The 19,820-nt window shown below is 35.8% G+C and carries 14 protein-coding genes and 1 riboswitch; of the genes, 13 read left to right on the plus strand and 1 reads right to left on the minus strand.

Annotated features, from left to right (window positions below; genetic code table 11):
* The first annotated feature begins 127 nt into the window (after positions 1-127).
* The 12 genes from gdhA (at position 128) to purH (ending at position 14,637) form a co-directional block, all read left to right on the plus strand.
* Positions 128-1,468 carry an NADP-specific glutamate dehydrogenase gene (gene gdhA, locus ACKF5P_RS11535; protein WP_408955337.1) on the plus strand — a complete coding sequence of 447 codons (1,341 nt, stop codon included), beginning with the start codon at positions 128-130 and terminating at the stop codon, positions 1,466-1,468.
* Positions 1,469-1,670: 202 nt separating this feature from the next.
* Positions 1,671-2,852 carry a glycine betaine/L-proline ABC transporter ATP-binding protein gene (locus ACKF5P_RS11540; protein ID WP_408955338.1) on the plus strand — a complete coding sequence of 394 codons (1,182 nt, stop codon included), beginning with the start codon at positions 1,671-1,673 and terminating at the stop codon, positions 2,850-2,852.
* 26 nt (positions 2,853-2,878) lie between these two features.
* Positions 2,879-3,823, plus strand: a complete 945-nt coding sequence (locus ACKF5P_RS11545; RefSeq protein WP_408955339.1) for an ABC transporter substrate-binding protein — start codon at positions 2,879-2,881, stop codon at positions 3,821-3,823.
* An 87-nt stretch (positions 3,824-3,910) separates the two neighbouring features.
* Positions 3,911-4,750 (plus strand): ABC transporter permease, encoded by an 840-nt coding sequence (locus ACKF5P_RS11550; RefSeq protein ID WP_408955340.1) that lies wholly within the window; start codon positions 3,911-3,913, stop codon positions 4,748-4,750.
* A 166-nt stretch (positions 4,751-4,916) separates the two neighbouring features.
* Positions 4,917-5,768, plus strand: a complete 852-nt coding sequence (locus tag ACKF5P_RS11555) for a hypothetical protein (protein WP_408955341.1) — start codon at positions 4,917-4,919, stop codon at positions 5,766-5,768.
* A gap of 118 nt (positions 5,769-5,886) precedes the next feature.
* Positions 5,887-5,988: riboswitch (purine riboswitch) on the plus strand.
* 324 nt (positions 5,989-6,312) lie between these two features.
* Positions 6,313-7,590 (plus strand): phosphoribosylamine--glycine ligase, encoded by a 1,278-nt coding sequence (purD, locus tag ACKF5P_RS11560; protein WP_408955342.1) that lies wholly within the window; start codon positions 6,313-6,315, stop codon positions 7,588-7,590.
* A 161-nt stretch (positions 7,591-7,751) separates the two neighbouring features.
* Positions 7,752-8,912 (plus strand): 5-(carboxyamino)imidazole ribonucleotide synthase, encoded by a 1,161-nt coding sequence (locus ACKF5P_RS11565; protein ID WP_408955343.1) that lies wholly within the window; start codon positions 7,752-7,754, stop codon positions 8,910-8,912.
* A 108-nt stretch (positions 8,913-9,020) separates the two neighbouring features.
* Positions 9,021-9,536: a 5-(carboxyamino)imidazole ribonucleotide mutase gene (purE, locus tag ACKF5P_RS11570; protein WP_408955344.1), complete on the plus strand. Its 516-nt coding sequence runs from the start codon at positions 9,021-9,023 to the stop codon at positions 9,534-9,536.
* A 181-nt stretch (positions 9,537-9,717) separates the two neighbouring features.
* Positions 9,718-11,148 carry an amidophosphoribosyltransferase gene (gene purF, locus ACKF5P_RS11575; protein ID WP_408955345.1) on the plus strand — a complete coding sequence of 477 codons (1,431 nt, stop codon included), beginning with the start codon at positions 9,718-9,720 and terminating at the stop codon, positions 11,146-11,148.
* A 129-nt stretch (positions 11,149-11,277) separates the two neighbouring features.
* Complete coding sequence (gene purM / locus ACKF5P_RS11580; RefSeq protein WP_408955346.1) at positions 11,278-12,315, plus strand: phosphoribosylformylglycinamidine cyclo-ligase; 1,038 nt, start codon at positions 11,278-11,280, stop codon at positions 12,313-12,315.
* Positions 12,316-12,405: 90 nt separating this feature from the next.
* Complete coding sequence (purN, locus tag ACKF5P_RS11585; protein WP_408955347.1) at positions 12,406-13,011, plus strand: phosphoribosylglycinamide formyltransferase; 606 nt, start codon at positions 12,406-12,408, stop codon at positions 13,009-13,011.
* A 54-nt stretch (positions 13,012-13,065) separates the two neighbouring features.
* Positions 13,066-14,637: a bifunctional phosphoribosylaminoimidazolecarboxamide formyltransferase/IMP cyclohydrolase gene (gene purH / locus ACKF5P_RS11590; RefSeq protein ID WP_408955348.1), complete on the plus strand. Its 1,572-nt coding sequence runs from the start codon at positions 13,066-13,068 to the stop codon at positions 14,635-14,637.
* Positions 14,638-14,821: 184 nt separating this feature from the next.
* On the opposite strand, the gene ACKF5P_RS11595 is transcribed toward purH, so the two are convergent.
* Positions 14,822-15,706, minus strand: coding sequence for a LysR family transcriptional regulator (locus tag ACKF5P_RS11595; protein WP_408955349.1), 885 nt, complete (start codon positions 15,704-15,706; stop codon positions 14,822-14,824).
* A gap of 228 nt (positions 15,707-15,934) precedes the next feature.
* Between ACKF5P_RS11595 and ACKF5P_RS11600 the strand changes: the two genes are divergently transcribed.
* Positions 15,935-19,714, plus strand: a complete 3,780-nt coding sequence (locus tag ACKF5P_RS11600; protein WP_408955350.1) for a phosphoribosylformylglycinamidine synthase — start codon at positions 15,935-15,937, stop codon at positions 19,712-19,714.
* Positions 19,715-19,820 lie beyond the last annotated feature (106 nt).

A 19,820-nucleotide genomic window follows, 5' to 3' on the forward strand; every position in this document is an offset into this window, starting at 1 on the left:
CTAGAAAGAATAAGATAATGGATATTATGAAAATGGTTTTTACAATGTAAAAGAGATTGGGAGTAGAGTGGTCGAGAAGAGAAGATTAATTAAACTATGTCCAAATCAAAATTTGAGGAGTGAGATAATGAGTCAGTATACGAAAAGAGTAATTGAGGAAATGAGGGAAAGAAACCCTAATCAACCTGAGTTTCATCAGGCGATTGAGGAAGTTGTTGAGTCGTTAGAGCCAGTCTTTGAAAAGAATCCTAAGTATAAAGAAGCAGGAATTTTAGAAAGAATTGTAGAGCCTGAACGTCAAATTATGTTTAGAGTGCCTTGGGTAGATGACGAAGGTAATGTTCAAGTAAATCGTGGTTTTAGAGTACAATACAATAGTGCTCTTGGCCCTTATAAAGGTGGTTTAAGATTTCATCCATCTGTTAATGTAGGAATTATTAAGTTTTTAGGTTTTGAACAGATCTTTAAGAATGCTTTAACTGGACGCCCAATTGGTGGTGGTAAAGGTGGTAGTGACTTTGATCCTAAAGGAAGGTCAGATGGTGAAATCATGAGATTCTGTCAAAGTTTTATGACTGAGTTGTATCGTCATATTGGCCCGGATTTAGATGTTCCAGCAGGTGATATTGGTGTTGGTGCTCGAGAGATAGGTTATTTATTTGGTCAATATAAAAGAATAGTCAATGCTTATGAAGCAGGAGTTTTGACTGGAAAAGGTCTAAACTGGGGTGGAAGTCTTGCTAGAACTGAAGCTACTGGGTATGGTTTGGTTTATTTGGTTGAAGAGGTGCTTAAAGCCCAAGGTGATTCAATTGCTGATAAAGAGGTTGTAATTTCTGGTTCTGGTAATGTTGCAATTTATGCAACAGAAAAGGTACAAGAATTAGGCGGTAAAGTTATAGCACTTAGTGATTCTGGTGGCTATATTTACGATCCAGAAGGAATTAAACTTGATACAGTTAAGGAGATTAAAGAGGTAAGGCGAGGAAGAATTAAAGAGTATCTTGCTGAACATCCTTCTGCTGAATTTACTGCTGATAGTTTTTCTATTTGGCAGACTGACTGTGATATTGCTCTACCTTGTGCTACTCAAAATGAGTTGGATAAAGATTCAGCTCAAGCTTTAGTAGATAATGATGTTATGTTAGTTGGGGAAGGAGCTAATATGCCTTCAACTCCAGGAGCGATTGAAGTATTTAAAGATAATGATATTTTATTTGCACCTGCTAAAGCTGCTAATGCAGGTGGAGTAGCTACTTCAGCTATTGAAATGACACAAAATAGTATGCGAGAATCTTGGACTTTTGAACAAGTAGATCAGAAGCTAAAAGGAATTATGGTCAATATTTATAAGATTTCAAGTCAGACAGCTAAAGAATATGGCATGGAGGGTGATTTAGCTGCTGGGGCCAATATTGCTGGTTTCTTGAAGGTTGCTGACACTATGGTAGAGCAGGGTGTTATTTAAACAATGAGAAATATATTCCATAAATTAACAACTGCATACATTTGACAAATCACTCTAGATGTTATATTCTTATGAAGGAATTGTTGAGAGATAATTCTTAACTGGGGCAAAAAAGTGGTTTAAAAGCTTTGAAATAAACATATGTTTATTTCAAAGCTTTTTTATTTGGGGAGATAATAAGTTAAGGAGGTTGGCTTAGATAATGAAGATGATGGAGATAAAAAACTTATTTAAAATATTTGGTGATAATCCAGAGCGAGGATTAAAACTATTAAATGAAGGCTATTCTAAAGCAGAAGTACTAGAAGAGGCTAATTTAACAATTGGAGTGAATGATGTTAGTTTTGATATTAACTCTCAAGAGATATTTGTAATTATGGGCTTGTCAGGTAGTGGGAAGTCAACATTATTAAGATGTTTAAATAGATTAAATGAGCCAACTGCTGGTGAAATTAAATTAGAAGGAGAGAATCTATTAGAGTTGGATCAGGAGGAGTTACGTCAACTAAGAAGAGATAAATTTGGTATGGTATTTCAAAATTTTGCTCTTTTCCCACATAAAACTGTATTAGAAAATGCAGAATTTGGTCTAGAAGTACAACAAACAGATAAGTCAAAAAGAGAGATTAAAGCAAGGGAGGCATTAGAGAAGGTTGGTTTAGCTGGTTGGGAAGATCAGTATCCAGAACAACTAAGTGGAGGAATGCAGCAACGAGTAGGGTTAGCTAGGGCTTTAGCTGTTGATCCAGATATTTTATTAATGGATGAACCTTTTAGTGCTTTAGATCCTTTAATCAAAAAGGAAATGCAGGATAAATTATTAGAGCTTTATTATCAATTGGATAAGACTATAATCTTTATTACCCATGATTTGGATGAAGCTTTAAAACTAGGAGATCGGATTGCAATTATGAATGATGGAGAGGTTGTTCAATTAGGAACTCCAGAAGAGATCTTAACTAATGCTAAAAATGATTATGTTCGTGAATTTGTCCAAGATGTTAATCGTTCTCGTATCTTAACTGCTGAAGATATTATGACTGAGCCGGTTGAATTGGTTTATGAACAGGATGGTCCACATACAGCATTACATAAGATGAGAAGGAATCAAATTTCTAGTATCTTTGCTGTAAAGGATAAAAGAAAGCTTAGAGGAATAGTTAAGATTGAGGATGTAGTGACAGCAATTAATCAGGGGGAAGAGGATCTCAGTGCTTTAATTAAAGAGGTTCCGACAGTTGGCCCAGAGGAGAACATAGATGAGTTATTTGCTCAAATGGCTAATTTAGATATTCCTTTACCGGTATTAGATGAGCAAGGTCGGTTATTAGGGATATTAATCAAGAGTAATGTTTTAGCAAATTTAGCTGGTAAGAGAGTTTAATTATTATTTAAACAGGAGGAGATTATATGTTTAAAACTAAGTTCATTTCAGTCTTGTTGGTTTTATTATTAGTATTTGTTGTAGTAGGTTGTGGGCAAGAGCAAGATACTATTGCTGAAGAAGAGTTTAGTATTAATTTAGGTTATGTAGAATGGCCAGGAGCTACGGTCAAAACTCATGTAGTAGATACAATCTTTGATTACTTAGGGTATGAGACAGAGATGCATTCTTTAATGCAACAGCCGTTATTTCAAGGTATGGAAGCAGGAGATATTGATGCTTTTTTAGCAGTTTGGTTGCCAACTATGGAAGTAAATTATAGAGAGTATGAGAAAAGAGGGGGCGTTGAACCTGTTCGGGTCAATCTTGATGAGACTCTGTATCGGACTGCAGTTCCTGAGTATGTTTGGGAAGCTGGAGTTCGGTCTATGGAGGATTTGCATGAGTATGGAGAAAAATTTGACCATGAAATAGTTGGATTGGAACCAGGTAATGATGGTAATATCATTATTCAAGAAGCTATTGAAGATGATGTTTATCAATTAGAGGATTGGGAGTTGACAGTATCTAGTACTCCAGCTATGATGAGTGCCTTGGAACGGGCAGTTAGAAATGATGAATGGATTGCTTTTCATGGCTGGAAGCCTCATTGGATGAATGTTGCTTATGACATTAAATATTTAGATGATCCAGAAGGAATCTGGGGTGATAATGATCGGGTTAAGACTGTAGTTCGACCTGAAATCAAGAATGAATCACCTGAGTTTTATCAGTTTTTAGAGCGATTTGCTGTAACTTCAGATATTCAAAATGAATGGATTTATGAATATGGCAGACAGGAAAGACCGGCTGATGAGGTAGCTGAAGAATGGATTAAGAATAATTTAGATCTTGTTGAAGAGTGGGTTGTAGGACTTAGTTCTGTCGAGGGAGAAGATGCAATAGAAGTAATTGAGCGAAAAGTTCAATAAGGCTTGCTAAGTTTTTATCTAGCGGCATTCATAGCTATGAATGTCGCTAAATTTTATATTGTTAATTTAGTTAGAGGAGGTTGAGTGATGATAAACAATTTAGTTGACTTATTAACTACTAAAATACCTTTAGGAGATTGGGTAGAAGCCGCAGTAGATTTCTTAATTATTAATTTCAATGAGCCATTGAATATTTTTTCTGGTCTTGTTAGTTCATTGATTGATGGTTTTGAAGGGGTTTTATCTTTTGGTCATCCGTTGTTACTAATTACACTCTTTGTTTTGTTGGCTTGGAAATTGAAGGGGGTTAAAGTAGCTACTTTTGTAGCGGTAGGTTTTTTATTAATATTAAATCTAAGGATGTGGGATTATTTAGTAATTACCTTGTCTGCAATTATCACTTCAGTTATTATCTCTTTAATCTTAGGAATTCCAATTGGGATTTTGAAGGCTCATAATAGAACAACTGATTTAATTACTAGGCCATTTCTTGATTTTATTCAGACAATTCCTCCATTTGTTTACTTAATTCCTGCATTGATGTTTTTTGGATTAGGAAATGTTTCTGGGGTGCTAGCTACTGTGATTTTTGCTATTGCTCCACCAATTCGTTTAACTGCCTTAGGGATCAAACAGGTTTCTGATGAGTTAAAAGAAGCAGGTAAAGCTTATGGTTGTACTACTTGGCAAATGTTATATAAAGTTGAACTACCATTGGCCTTACCTTCTATTATGCTGGGGATTAATCAGTGCATTATGTTATCATTATCTATGGTAGTAATTGCTGCTATGATTGGAGCTGGCGGATTAGGCGAACCAGTTTTACGCTCTTTATCTACCGTTGATGTTGGTTTAGGTTTTGAAGCTGGTTTGGGTGTTGTTATTTTGGCAATGGTGCTTGATAGATTATTTGGAAGAGATGAATAGTTTACTTTAATTAACCTGATTGGTGATTAACCGGTCAGGTTTTATTTTTGAAATCACTTAGATTCAGATGTAACCTTAGAGTATGCCAAAGATCATTTTAGTTGTGAATAAGAGGGTTTAAACTGAGTTATATTAAATTAAAAGCCTTCATTTAGGGGTGGCAAAGGTGTTAACCAATAAAAAATTAATCATGATAGTAATTGTTAGTTTTTTAATAGCCTTAGTCGGCTGTGATGGAGAAGAAAATAATGAAAACAATCCAGATGAAAATCTTCCTCCTGACTCTTTATTAGAAGTTAGTGCTATTAATGAAGGAATTATCGAAGAGTTAGAGGGGATTTATAATCAAATTGAGGAGCGCAGAGAGGAAGAAGAGTTAAAGTTAGAAAGAATGGAACAAAGTAGGGAAGTTGATTTAAATAAACTAAATAATGAACAGGAGAATGAAGAAAATAATCAACTACCTCAGGAAGAGGAAGAATTAGTAGAAGAAATAGAAGAAGGTTGGGATGAATTAGAAAGTGAAGTTGAAGCTCTTCATCAAAGTTGGAATGAATATGAAAGTGAAGTTAATCTAAAACCAGAACAGGTTGAAAGAATTGAAACTAGACTCAATCAAATGACAGAAGAGGTTGCTGATAAGCTCTTTTTAGTAGCATTAGTGAGTGCAACCCAATTCGATTTAGAAGTTGCTAAGTTATATGGAAGATATGATCTAGAAGGAGAAGCAGAGATAAAAGAGGCAAAGGCTAGCACTAGAAAGATAATCTTTTTAAATCGTTTACAAATAGAGGAGCAGAAGTTAAGGGAAGAACAACATATTGAGCTAGAGAGGTTAAAAGACCTATACTTTGAAATAGATCAAAGTCTGGAAGGAGAAGAGGAGAATAAAGAGCTTAAAAAATTAGAAGAAGCAATTGAGGATTTAGAAACTGCAATCAAGATGTCTGAAGATGATGAGGTAATAGAAGTCAAAGGGGAACTGATATTGACTAGATTAGAAGAACTTGAGGGTTAGTTATTAAACAAAGCAGATAGTTAGTCTATGATGGTGAATAATAAAAATGTTTACAAGAAAAATATTCGGATCAATATTGACTTACTAACTTTTATTTGTTATCATAAACTTGTAAACAAAATAGTGGTGAATAGCACCTCATATAATAGTGAGAATAGGGCTCATGAGTTTCTACCGGATAGCCGCAAACTATCTGACTATGAGGGAAGTGTATCTAGGGTTCCGTACTGAAGTTCATTTAATATTGAATATTGAATAATTAGAAGAGATTAAAAATAATTAGAAATAAAAATTAACTTTTTATCTTTTAAGGTTTTGGATTTTAACTATTCAATATTAAGTGTTAAATATTAACTGCTTTTCAGTGGCTGGTCCAAGCGATACAGATATTTATATTACACCGAAGGGAAAAAAGCCCAGGCGGGGAGGTTCTACTCTTAGTTTGATTACTAGTAGAGCCTTTCTGCCTGGGTATTTTAGATCGTATACAAAAACTATATAATTGCGTGTACATTGTAAACTAATTTGAGAAAGGTGGGGTTTGATGAAGGTATTAGTGATTGGTAGTGGGGGAAGAGAACATACTTTGGTTTGGAAGTTAAAACAAAATCAAAGGGTAAGAGATCTTTTTGTAGCACCAGGTAATGCTGGGACAGATGGGTTGGCTACTAATGTAGAGTTAGATAGTGATGATATTGAAGGTTTAGTAAGTTTTGCTTTGGAGGAAGAAATTGATTTGACCTTTGTAGGGCCAGAAGCACCATTAGTGGCAGGTATTGTTGACCGTTTTGAAAAGGAAGGTTTACAAATCTTTGGCCCGAATCAACAAGCAGCACAATTAGAAGGGAGCAAGGTCTTTTCAAAGAATTTGATGCAGGAATATGGAATCCCAACAGCTAAATATCAAAGTTTCAGTGATGCAGAAGTAGCAATTGAATACATAAAGCAAGAAGGAGCACCAATTGTAGTTAAAGCAGAAGGTTTAGCTGCAGGTAAAGGGGTAATAGTAGCTGAAACTGAAGAAGAAGCGATTGCAGCAGTAGAGGAAATTATGGTTGATGAGAGGTTTGGTCAAGCAGGAGCACAGGTTGTAATTGAGGAATTTTTGACTGGTGAAGAAGCGACAGTATTGGCTTTTACTGATGGAGAAGAGATAATTCCAATGGTAGCTTCTCAAGATCATAAACAAGCTTATGATGGTGATCAAGGGCCAAACACTGGAGGAATGGGAGCTTATGCTCCAGCACCGATTGTTACAGAGGAGTTATTAGAAGAAGTTTATGAAGAAATTTTAAAACCTACAATTGAAGCTTTAAAGCAAGAAGGAATCACCTTCAAGGGTGTTTTGTATACAGGGTTAATGATTGAGAAAGGTGAAGCTAAGGTATTAGAGTATAATGTTCGCTTTGGTGATCCAGAAGCTCAGGTTGTATTACCATTACTTGAGACTGATCTAGTTGAGATAGCAGAGGCAGTGATTGCTGGCAAACTAGAGGAAATAGAAGTAAATTGGCGTAAACAGAAGGCTGTTTGTGTAGTTATGGCATCTGGTGGTTATCCTGTTGAATACGAGACAGGCAAAGAGATAAGAGGTTTAGAGCAGATAGCTGATGAGGAGGCGGTTGTCTTTCAAGCAGGAACGGCTAAGGAAGATGGAAGCTTAGTGACAGCAGGAGGTAGAGTATTAGGTGTTACTGCTTTAGGTAATGATTATCAAGCTACAATTGAGCAGGCTTATCAAGCTGTGGAAAGAATAGATTTTACTGGTGCTCATTATAGGACTGATATTGGACAAAAAGCTATAGAAAAACTTTCTGAATAACTAATTAATTTGCGCTGAGTAAGGGGTTAAGATTTAACTAAATTACAGTTTAGCTTTAAGTCTAAGTTTGCGATCAAGTCTAAGTCAACCATTAAGAATAGATTGTTTTAAGTTTCTACTCAAACTTAGGCTCAGACTTAAACTTAATAAGAGGTGTTAGTATGAGTCAGGAAGAGATTATAAATAAGAGGGTTGGAATTATTGGTGGGGGCCAACTAGGTAAGATGATGATTTTAGAAGCTAAGAAGATGGACTTTGAAGTTATTATTTTAGATCCTAGCTTTGATTGTCCTGCTAGTAGTATCGCAGATGAGCAGATTATTGCTCAGTTTGATGACAAGCAAGCAATTAAACAATTAGCTGATAAGTCAGATGTAATAACTTATGAATTTGAGCATATCAATGTAGAAATTTTAAAGCAGTTAGAGGAGCAAAGCTATCAGATTTATCCTACACCTACCAGCTTAGAAGTTATTCAAGATAAATATCAGCAGAAAAAGAAATTAATGGAATCAGACATTCCTGTACCTGAGTTTAAGCAGGTCAATACAGTAAAAGAGATTAAAGAGGTAGCCAATCAATTTGGTTATCCTATGATGTTAAAAAGTTGTACTGGTGGTTATGATGGCAAAGGTAATGCTTTAATTAGGAAAGAAAATGATGTTGAGCTAGCCTATCAAGAACTAGGAGCGGGCCAACAAACATTGATGGTAGAACGTTTTATTCCGTTTACTAGAGAGATATCTGTGATTATCTGTCGTGATACTGCTGGAGGGAGTGTAGTTTATCCAATTGCAGAAAATAAGCATCAAAATAGTATCTTAATCGAGACTAAAGTTCCTGCTCAAATTACAGAGCAAATAAAAAGCAGAGCAGTCGAGTTGGCCCGGCAGGTGATTGATCTTTTTGCAGGGGTTGGTATCTTCTGTATAGAGATGTTTACGACTGAAAACGGGGAAGTATTAATTAATGAGATAGCACCTCGTCCTCATAATTCAGGACATTATAGTATTGAAGGTTGTATTACCTCTCAATTTGAACAGCATATTCGAGCAATTACAGGTTTACCATTAGGGCCAACGAATTTATTGCGACCAATAGTGATGAGGAACTTACTAGGAGGTAAACAAGAAGGTCAAGCAGTAGTTGATGGAATTGAGCAAACTTTACAAGTTCCAGAGACCAAAGTCCATATTTATGGTAAAAGAGAGTCTTATTATGAACGGAAGATGGGTCATCTTACTGTGATGGCAGATGATGTAGAGCAAGCAGCTGAAAGAGCGAGTAAAGCAGAAGGGTTGATCCAAATTAGGGGAGAGTAGGTATAAGATTGAGGTTAAGGATGAGCAAACCATTATGAGCATAATGATTTAGGTCTTATTTAAACTTAGACTTAGTCTCAAATTGAATCTATAAAGGAGGAACTAATAATGAAACCTGTTGTAGGAGTTATTATGGGTAGTGATTCAGATTTACCGGTTATGAAAGAGGCAGCAAAAATTTTAGATCAGTTTGAAGTTGATTATGAATTGACAGTTGTATCTGCTCATCGAACGCCAGAGCGTTTATACAACTATGCAGAGGTAGCTAAAGAGAAAGGCTTACAGGTAATTATTGCTGGAGCAGGAGGAGCAGCTCACTTGCCAGGGATGGTAGCTTCGATTACTACAATTCCAGTTATTGGGGTGCCAGTTAAGACTTCTACTTTAAATGGAGTTGACTCTTTACATTCAATCGTCCAGATGCCAGGGGGAGTTCCGGTAGCTACGGTAGCTATCAATGGAGCTAAGAATGCTGGCTTATTAGCATTGCAGATTTTAGGAGTGGCAAATCAAGAAATTAGTCAGAAATTAGAGGAGTATAAGAAAAATTTAAGGACTAAAGTAGAACAGACAGCAACAGAAGTTGAAGAGTTAGGTTATCAAGATTATTTAGAACAAAACTAGAATTTAATATTTAATAATGAATAGTTGTCAGGAATCAGTAGTCAGTAAGTTCAAAAGCAGTTAATTTAAGAGCTCTTAAATAACTTAATCTTAGCGGTGCACTGATTTTTGATTTCCGATTCCTGATTCCTGTGGCACAAAAGTGTTGTATAATTGTAATAAAGTTAAAAGGGAGGAAGAGATGAAAAAAGATTATTCACTCCATAGTAAAGATTTGTCTGACAAAATGGAAGAGGAATGTGGTGTTTTTGGAATCTATGCTAATAAAGAAGTAGATGTATCTAATTTAAGTTATTTAGGTCTTCATGCTTTACAACATCGTGGCCAAGAGAGTGCAGGGATTTGTGTTAATCATGATGGTAAATTTAGAAATTATAAAGATATGGGATTAGTTACTAATGTTTTTGATGAAGAGAAGTTGGCAGAGTTGACTGGGGAGATGGCAATTGGTCATGTTCGTTATTCTACGACAGGTTCTAGTTTGTTGGCCAACGCTCAACCATTATTGATCAATTCTATCAAAGGGGATCTTGCTATTGCTCATAATGGCAACTTAGTCAATAGTGCTGAGATGAGGGCCAACTTAGAACAACAAGGCTCTATTTTTCATTCAACTCTTGATACAGAGGTGATAGCTCATTTAGTAGCTCGTTCATTTAAGGATGATATTATAGAAGCTTTTACTCATAGCTTACAACAGATTAGAGGAGCATATAGTATTATTGCGATGACTGAAGATAGTTTAATAGCAGCTAGAGATCCTCATGGATTTCGACCACTATCTATAGGTAAGTTAGGAGATAGCTATGTTGTTGCCTCAGAAAGCTGTGCTTTTGATATTATCGGTGCTGAATTAATCAGAGATATTAATCCAGGAGAGATGGTAATCATTAGTAAAGATGGGATTAAGAGTATCTATTATGGGGAACGAGAGCTAAATAATTTCTGTGTCTTTGAATTTATCTACTTTGCTAGACCGGATAGTACGATTGGAGGACAGAATGTCCACTTAGCACGACGAGAGATGGGACGACAGTTGGCTAAGGAGATGGAAGTAGATGCTGATTTAGTAATTCCTGTTCCCAGTTCTGGAATTCCAGCAGCTTTAGGTTTTGCGGAGGAGTCGGGGATTGCTTATGAACAGGCAATTTTAAGAAATAAATATGTTGGCCGAACCTTTATCCAACCGACTCAAGAGATCAGAAATTTAAAGGTCAAGATTAAATTAAATCCAATCAAAGAGATTATTAAGGGTAAGAAAGTTGTTCTAATAGATGACTCTATCGTTAGAGGGACAACGAGCAAATTAATTATTAAAGCAGTTAGAGCAGCGGGAGCTAAAGAGATTCATATGGCTATTTCTTCTCCGCCAGTAACCCATCCTTGTTTCTATGGCTTGGATACTTCTCGCCGTAAGGAGCTGATTGCGGCTAATAATAGCGTAGAAGAGATCGGTCAGCATATTGGAGCTGATTCTTTAGGTTATTTAAGTCAGGAAGGGTTAGAAAAGTCGATTAAGGCTAATGGATATGATTTCTGTACAGCCTGTCTTGATGGGGATTATCCATTGGAATTAGGCTCAAGTTTAAATAAAGAATTTAATATTAAATAGATCAAGAATAATAAATACTGTAAAGTGCATTGAATAATGAATAATGATAAAAATTTTATTTTTTAGGTTTTAATCTTTAACTATTCAATATTAAATGTTAATTATTAACTGAATTTAGGGAGGTTTAAGATGGGATTATCTTATAAAGATGCAGGTGTTGATATTGAAGCAGGAGATAAAGCTGTAGCTAAGTTAAAGGATGATGTGCAATCAACCTTTGGCCCTGAAGTGTTAACTGGGCTAGGTGGTTTTGGAGCTTTATTTGCTCCGGATTTAACTGATTACCAACAGCCAGTCTTAGTATCAGGAACAGATGGAGTAGGAACTAAGCTTAAAGTAGCATTTATGATGGAACAGCATGATACAGTTGGGATTGATTTAGTGGCAATGTGTGTTAATGATATCTTGGCCCAAGGTGCTAGACCACTATTTTTCTTAGATTATTTAGCAACTGGAAAGTTAAATCCTGATCATGTAGCTGAGATAGTGAAAGGAATTACTACTGGTTGTAAACAGTCTGAAACTGCTTTAATCGGTGGAGAGACAGCTGAGATGCCGGATTTTTATCAGACTGGAGAGTATGATCTAGCAGGTTTTGTGGTAGGAATTGTTGATCAGGATAAGATTATTACTGGAGATGATATTAAGCCAGGTGATAAAATTATTGGTTTAGGATCGAATGGTATTCATAGTAATGGTTATTCTTTGGCCCGGAAGGTCTTTTTTGAAAAAGCAGGGTATGGGGTCAATCAGCAAGTTGATGAATTAGAAACTACATTGGGTGAGGAGTTATTGAAACCTACTCGAATTTATGTCAAGCCAGTTTTGAAGTTGTTAGAGCAGTATCGAATTAAAGGGATTGCTCATATTACTGGGGGAGGGTTGATCGAGAATTTACCACGAATCTTACCAGCCGAAACTGGAGCATTAATCAACCAAGATAGTTGGGAAGTACAGCCAGTCTTTGCTCTGATGCAGGAGTTAGGAGAGATTGAGAAAAAAGAGATGTATCGTACCTTTAATATGGGAATAGGAATGGTCTTAGTAGTACCAGAAGAAGAAGCAGAGCAAGTAATTGATTCTGCACAAAAGTTAGGAGAAGAGGCTTATTTGATCGGAGAAGTTAAGTCAGGAGAGAAGGAAGTGCAATTTACAATTGACAATTAACAATGTACAATTAAAGAGCTTATAAATTTATTTGATTTTAATTATAAATTGTACATTATACATTGTTAATTAGAATGGCGAGGTGGTAAGATGTTAAAGCTAGGTGTTCTAGCTTCAGGGCGTGGGAGTAATTTACAATCGATTATTGATGCTGTTGAAGCTGGTGAGATAGAAGCTGAGGTTAAAGTTGTGATCAGTGATAATGAAAATGCTCAAGCTTTAGAGCGAGCAACTAAGCATCAGATCGAGGCTCAGTATGTTGGCCCGGAAGATTATAGTACTAGCAATGGTTTTGAGCAAGCAATTATAGACCAATTAGAAAGATATGATGTAGAACTAGTGATTTTAGCTGGTTTTATGAAATTATTGAGTCCTTATTTTATTAAATATTATCAAAATAGAATTATGAATATTCACCCTTCCTTATTACCTGCTTTTAAAGGTTTACATGCTCAACAGCAGGCTTTAGATTATGGAGTTAAGGTTGCAGGTTGTACGGTTCATTTTGTCGATCAAGGTATGGATACAGGGCCAATCATCTTACAGGCAGTGGTACCAGTTAAAGAAGATGATACTGAAGATAGTTTAGCTACTAGAATCTTAGAAGAAGAACATAAGGTTTATCCAGAAGCGGTTAAGTTGTATGCAGAGGACAAGTTAGAAATTGAAGGTAGAAAGGTGATAATTAAAAGGTAATTACAACTAAATTTTAAATTAAACTATATACTAATAAAAAGGAGAGTGATTAATATGACTAAAATCCGACAAGCATTACTCAGTGTTTCCAATAAAGAAGGTATTGTTGATTTTGCTAAAGGTTTACATAAATTAGGAGTAAATTTAATTTCAACAGGTGGAACGGCTCAGAAACTAAAGGAAGCAGATCTACCAGTAATTGGGATCAGCCAGGTGACTGATTATCCAGAGATGATGAATGGACGGGTTAAGACTTTACACCCTGCTGTACATGGTGGAATTTTAGCAGTTAGGGAGAATGAAGAGCATATGAGTGAATTAAAAGAGCAGGGAATTAAGCCGATCGATTTAGTTGTTTGTAACCTTTATCCTTTTGCAGAAACGATTGCTCAAGATGATGTAACATTAAAAGAAGCAATTGAGAATATAGATATTGGCGGGCCAACGATGATCCGTTCTGCTGCTAAGAATAATCAAGATGTAGCAGTCGTTGTTGACACTAGTGATTATGATAGTATTTTAGCAGAACTTGAGGATAATGATACTACTTTAACTGAGGAAAGAAGACTAGAACTAGCGTATAAAGCTTTTAAACATACAGCTGAATATGATCATTTGATTCAAGATTATTTATCCAATATTGTAACGGGTGATGAGAAAAAATTACCAGAAATTATTCAAGATAACTATACTAAGAAGGCAGATTTAAGATATGGAGAGAACCCTCATCAACAAGCTGCCTTTTATCAGGAGCAGAATTTAAATGAACCATCAGTAACAACAGCAAAACAATTACACGGAAAAGCATTATCTTTTAATAATATTAATGATACTAATGGAGCTTTGGAGTTAGTCAAGGAGTTTACTGAACAACCTGCAGTAGCAGTAATTAAACATGCTAATCCTTGTGGTATGGCAGTAGCTGATGATTTAGCAGAGGCTTATCAGAAGGCCCATGCTGGTGATCCTATTTCTGCTTTTGGTAGTATTGTAGCTTTAAATCAAGAGGTTACAGGGGAAGTAGCTCAAGAAATAGCAGGGGAGGATAAGTTTGTTGAGGTTGTGATTGCTCCAAGCTTTAGTGAAAAAGCTTTAGATGTATTAAAGGAGAGATGGGATAATGTTCGTCTGCTAGAAACAGGTCAATTGAGTATAAATCGTAAACAGCCAGGTTATGATTTAAAGAAAGTAACTGGAGGCTTACTAGTACAGGATCGTGATATTGTTGAACTTAATGAAGATGAACTAGAGGTTGTAACTGAGATTGAACCAACAGCAGAGCAGATTAAGGATTTAGTCTTTAGTTGGAAGGTTGTTAAACATGTCAACTCTAATGCTATTGTAATGGCTAAGGATGAAATGATAGTTGGTGTGGGAGCAGGGCAGATGAGTCGAATTGATGCGATGGTTATAGCTGCTCAAAAATCAGATGGACGCCAAGAAGGAGGAGTTGTTGCCTCTGATGCTTTCTTCCCGTTCCCTGATGCTATTGAACAAGCAGCGAAAAAAGGAATTAAAGCAATAATCCAGCCAGGTGGTTCAATAAGAGATGAAGAGGTAATTGCTGCTGCTAATGAACATGGGATTGCAATGGTGTTTACAGGCCGTAGACATTTTAAACATTAAAAAGAATAAGGTTTTCATTTTAAAGCCCTCAGAAATGAGGGTTTTTTTATAATTAAGAAGTTATAACTACATGCATAGCAACTTCTCTAGTTGTTAAGGTGAAATTAGTTCAATTTATTATTGCAAGTTAGGTTAAGAAAAATAAACTAAGAATAGAAGGATGTTTTGGTTTCTAAGGTTAATTTTATTTTCCAAGTAATAATCCCATAAACTTCTTACTGGCCAAAGAAAAAGGAATCTTTTTATTGGTTATAATTGCTAAGTTTCTCTGGGGTAGTTCTTCTGCTAAGTTGACTTTAAATAACCCTGCTTCAGTACCCTGAAGGCAGTAATTAGGCACAAAAGAGATTCCCAGTCCTATCCTAGCCATCTCAATTAATAGATCTACACTACCTAATTCCACTTCAGGTTGTAGGTTAATGCCTAATTGACTGATAAATTCTTCAAAGAATTTTCTAGTAGTTGTCTTTTTTTCTAGCATTAATAGAGGATAGTCACTTAAATTATCTAGAGAGACTTTTTTCTCTTTAAGTTGTTTGTATTTATCTCCACTGATCAGGATATCATTAAAGGTGTAGACTTGTTCAACTTCCATAAAGTCAGTAACTTCTTTATTGGGTAGATTGCTGATGATCAAATCAACTTTACCTTGCTTTAATAACTGGACACATTTGCTAGAAGTGCGATTAGTAATCTGAATATGGATTTGGGGATAAAGTTGGTGGAATTTCTTTAAATAAGGTAATAAAAAGTATTTACAGATTGTATCGTTGGCCCCAAGATGTATCTCTCCTCTTTTAAAGGAGTTGATCTCTTGAATACTTCTTTCACCATTTTTAATCAGATTAAAGGCAGGTTCAATATGTTTAAATAACACTTCTCCTTCTTTAGTTAGGGCAACTTGTTTAGTACTTCTGATAAATAGAGTAGTATTCAATTCTTCTTCTAATGATTTGATTGATTGGCTGACAGCTGATTGAGAGATAAAGAGTTTATTAGCAGCTTGAGAAAAGCTTAAATACTCTGCAACATAATAAAAGACCTTATATAGTTCATGGTTGATATTCATTAATAACCCCTCCTAATTAATAGCATAAGTAATATTAATTTTACTACTCAATTATATCACGATATAATTAAAATATAAAATAGCTAATTGACAATTGACAGTTGATATGGTTTTTTATGGTCTTCACGGAGAGTTTTGATAAAGGCTTGCAGGGAGAGTTGATAATTAAAGATTAAATTATAAATTGTTCATTGTAAACTGTCAACCTAAAAAATAAGGGGGCCAAAAATGTCACAGATCAGAAGAGTTTATGTAGAGAAGAAAGAAGGATATAATGTAGAGGCTAAGCAGTTATTAGAAGATTTTAAAGAAACTTTGCAATTAGAAGGTTTAGAGAATTTGAGAATAGTTAATCGTTATGATATAGCTGGTATGTCTGAAAAAGGATATCGTCAGGCTTGCGATACAATCTTATCAGAACCTCCAGTTGATAAGTTGTCTGAGGAAGAGTTAGAGCTAGCAGAAGATGAGATAGCCTTTGGAATAGAGTATTTACCGGGCCAATATGATCAACGTGCAGATTCAGCTGAGCAGTGTATGCAGATTTTAAACTCAGAAGAAAGACCGACTGTTAGAGTAGCAAAAATAATTGTGTTGCAAGGGGATTTAACGGCAGATGAGTTAGAAAAGATCAAAGATTATTATATCAACCCTGTTGACTCAAGGGAGGCAGAGTTAGTTAAGCCAGATAGTTTAGAAATGGAATATGAAGTGCCTGAAGAAGTAAATATTATAGATGGTTTTATCGAATTAGATGAAGTAGGATTAGAGGATTTAATAGAGGAACTAGGACTAGCGATGAGTAAAGCAGACTTGCTCCATACTCAAAGTTACTTTAGGGAAGAAGAGAGAAGAGATCCTACAATTACAGAAATAAGGCTCTTAGATACTTATTGGTCCGATCATTGTCGCCATACAACATTCTTTACAAAGATAGAAGATGTCAAGATCGAAGAAGGTAAATATACTAGACCAATTAAAGCTGCTTATCAGAACTATTTAACAGCTAGAGAAAAGGTATATACATCTGATGAGAAAGATATTTGCTTAATGGATATAGCTTTAATGGGAATGAAAGAGTTAAGAAAAGAGGGTAAATTAGAGGATTTAGAGGTATCTGATGAGGTGAATGCCTCTAGTATCATTGTATCTGTAGATATAGATGGTGAGGAAGAAGAATGGTTAGTAATGTTTAAGAATGAGACTCATAACCACCCGACAGAGATTGAACCGTTTGGCGGAGCAGCAACCTGTTTAGGTGGAGCTATCAGAGATCCATTATCAGGGCGTTCTTATGTCTATCAAGCAATGAGAATTACGGGGTGTGGAGATCCTAGAACACCAATTGAGGAGACAATTGCTGGTAAATTACCGCAAAAGAAGATTGCCCAAGAAGCTTCTGATGGATATAGCTCTTATGGAAATCAGATTGGGATAGCAACTGGAAAAGTAGAGGAAACCTATAATGAAAGATTTTTAGCTAAGCATATGGAGATTGGAGCAGTGATTGCTGCAGCACCTAGAGAAAATGTAGTTAGAGGAGATGCTGAACCAGGAGATGTGATTATATTAGTAGGTGGCAAGACAGGGCGTGATGGTTGTGGTGGTGCTACTGGATCGTCAAAAGCACATACTGAAGAATCTATCGAGGAATGTGGAGCAGAAGTACAAAAAGGTAACCCACCGACAGAAAGAAAGATCCAACGCTTGTTTAGAAATCCTAAAGCAAGTACGTTGATTAAGAAGTCTAATGATTTTGGTGCAGGGGGAGTATCGGTAGCAATCGGTGAACTTGCTGATGCATTAGAGATCGATTTAGATGTTGTACCGAAAAAGTATGAAGGATTAGATGGCACAGAGTTAGCAATCTCTGAGTCTCAAGAACGGATGGCAGTAGTAGTTGATAGTGAAGATGTAGAGAAATTTATTGAATTATCAGGGGCAGAGAATTTGGAAGCAACGGTAGTAGCAAAGGTAAAAGATCATGGTAGATTGATTATGAACTGGAATGGAACTGATATAGTAAACTTAAGTCGAGAATTTTTGGATACTAATGGAGCAAGTCAAAGTACAAAAGTAATAGTTAAAGAACCACAACAAGAAGAGAACTACTTCAAGAGAGCACCTCAAAAGAGGCTATCACAGGATGTAGGGTTGAAAGAAAAGTGGTTAGAAAATCTATCAGATATAAATGTTTGTAGCCAGAAAGGCTTAGTAGAAAAGTTTGATAGTTCTATAGGAGCAGGAAGTGTTTTAATGCCTTATGGTGGAAAATATCAACTTACACCAACACAGAGTATGGTAGCTAAGATACCTGTTCTAGAGGGAGATACAACAACTGGTACAATTATGAGCCATGGTTATAATTCAAAACTATCAACCTGGAGTCCTTTTCATGGAGCATTGTATGCAGTAGTTGAATCGGTAGCTAAGGTAGTAGCTACTGGTGGAAGTTATGAAAAGATAAGATTTACCTTCCAAGAGTATTTTGAAAGATTAAATCAAGATTATGAAAGATGGGGTAAACCTTTTAGTGCATTACTGGGTGCTTTTTATGCTCAAAAAGGATTTGGGCTGCCTGCAATAGGTGGTAAGGATAGTATGTCAGGAACATTTAATGATATTGATGTTCCACCCACATTGGTATCTTTTGCTGTAGACACTGTTGACGTAAACAATGTAATCTCACCAGAGTTTAAAGAGTCTGATAGTCAGATTGTATACGTTTTCCCAGAAAAAGATGAAGCTGAAGCACCTGATTTTGAACAGTTGAAGCTGATTTATCAGAGAGTAAACAACTTGATTAAAGAAGGCATTATCTTATCAGCTCAAGCAGTAACATTAGGTGGAATAGCAGAAGCAGTAACTAAGATGTCCTTTGGAAATAAAATTGGGGTAAACTTTGAGGAGCAACTAGAAGATGAATTATTGTTTGGCCCAAATTATGGTTCGCTTATTTTAGAAGTTGAAGCAGAAGCAGAGGTAGAAGAGTTGTTTAAAGGAGTAAACTATAAGGTGTTGGGTACAACGACTGAAGGAGAAGTTATTAAGCTAGATGATATGGAGCTAGCTATTGATGAGGCAATAGAGGTCTGGGAGAAGCCTCTAGAGAAGATTTATCGTACCAAAGCAGATCAAGAGGAAGAAATATTTGACTTTAAGCCTTATGAAGCTGATGATATCTATGTCTGCAAAGAAAAGGTAGCTAAGCCTAAGGTATTGATTCCTATCTTCCCAGGAACGAACTGTGAATATGATACAGCAAAACAATTTGAAGCAGTAGGAGCAGAGGTAGAAACATTACTCTTTAAGAACTTATTGCCACATCAGATTGAAGAATCAATTGATGCTATGGTAGAAGCGATTAATACCTCTCAAATAATTTCATTAGTAGGAGGCTTCAGTGCTGGAGATGAGCCTGAAGGTGCAGGTAAGTTTATAGCAACGGTATTTAGAAATCCTAAGATCAAAGAAGCTGTAATGAACCTATTAAACAAGCGAGATGGATTGATGATAGGAATTTGTAATGGTTTTCAGGCCTTAATCAAATTAGGTTTAGTACCTTATGGAGAAATCAGAGATTTGACAGAGGAGGCACCAACATTAACCTACAATAAGATAGGACGCCATGCATCTTGTATGGTAAATACAAGAATTGTATCTAATAAATCGCCATGGTTTACTAATGTAAACGTAGGAGATATTCATACAATTCCTGCTTCACACGGAGAAGGCCGTTTCGTAGCAAGTGAAGAAATGGTAAACAGGTTATTTAAAAATGGTCAAGTAGCAACCCAATATGTAGATTTAGATGGCAATCCAACATCTGATATAGCTTTTAACCCTAATGGTTCAGTAGTTGCTATTGAAGGGATTACCAGTCCTGATGGGCGTATCTTAGGTAAGATGGCACATTCAGAGCGGATTGGAAGCAATGTTGCTAAGAATATAATCGGTGAACAAGAACAGCAACTATTTAAGGCAGGAGTAGATTATTTTAGAAAATAACTTTAATATAAAAAGAGGTTGAAAAATTAAAGGGATAAGTATTGGATAAAACCAATACTTATCCCTTTTCAACATAAAACATAAAAAAAGGAATTTGGATTAATAT

Source organism: Natroniella sp. ANB-PHB2, from assembly GCF_046097105.1.
Lineage (GTDB): Bacteria > Bacillota > Halanaerobiia > Halobacteroidales > Halobacteroidaceae > Natroniella.

What these genes read in the sequence shown, in the direction of transcription:
- gdhA (WP_408955337.1), top strand. Translation starts at nt 128, where the DNA reads ATGAGTCAGTATACGAAAAGAGTAATTGAGGAAATGAGGGAAAGAAAC.
- ACKF5P_RS11540 (WP_408955338.1), top strand. Translation starts at nt 1,671, where the DNA reads ATGAAGATGATGGAGATAAAAAACTTATTTAAAATATTTGGTGATAAT.
- ACKF5P_RS11545 (WP_408955339.1), top strand. Translation starts at nt 2,879, where the DNA reads ATGTTTAAAACTAAGTTCATTTCAGTCTTGTTGGTTTTATTATTAGTA.
- ACKF5P_RS11550 (WP_408955340.1), top strand. Translation starts at nt 3,911, where the DNA reads ATGATAAACAATTTAGTTGACTTATTAACTACTAAAATACCTTTAGGA.
- purD (WP_408955342.1), top strand. Translation starts at nt 6,313, where the DNA reads ATGAAGGTATTAGTGATTGGTAGTGGGGGAAGAGAACATACTTTGGTT.
- ACKF5P_RS11565 (WP_408955343.1), top strand. Translation starts at nt 7,752, where the DNA reads ATGAGTCAGGAAGAGATTATAAATAAGAGGGTTGGAATTATTGGTGGG.
- purE (WP_408955344.1), top strand. Translation starts at nt 9,021, where the DNA reads ATGAAACCTGTTGTAGGAGTTATTATGGGTAGTGATTCAGATTTACCG.
- purF (WP_408955345.1), top strand. Translation starts at nt 9,718, where the DNA reads ATGAAAAAAGATTATTCACTCCATAGTAAAGATTTGTCTGACAAAATG.
- purM (WP_408955346.1), top strand. Translation starts at nt 11,278, where the DNA reads ATGGGATTATCTTATAAAGATGCAGGTGTTGATATTGAAGCAGGAGAT.
- purN (WP_408955347.1), top strand. Translation starts at nt 12,406, where the DNA reads ATGTTAAAGCTAGGTGTTCTAGCTTCAGGGCGTGGGAGTAATTTACAA.
- purH (WP_408955348.1), top strand. Translation starts at nt 13,066, where the DNA reads ATGACTAAAATCCGACAAGCATTACTCAGTGTTTCCAATAAAGAAGGT.
- ACKF5P_RS11595 (WP_408955349.1), bottom strand. Translation starts at nt 15,706, where the DNA reads ATGAATATCAACCATGAACTATATAAGGTCTTTTATTATGTTGCAGAG.
- ACKF5P_RS11600 (WP_408955350.1), top strand. Translation starts at nt 15,935, where the DNA reads ATGTCACAGATCAGAAGAGTTTATGTAGAGAAGAAAGAAGGATATAAT.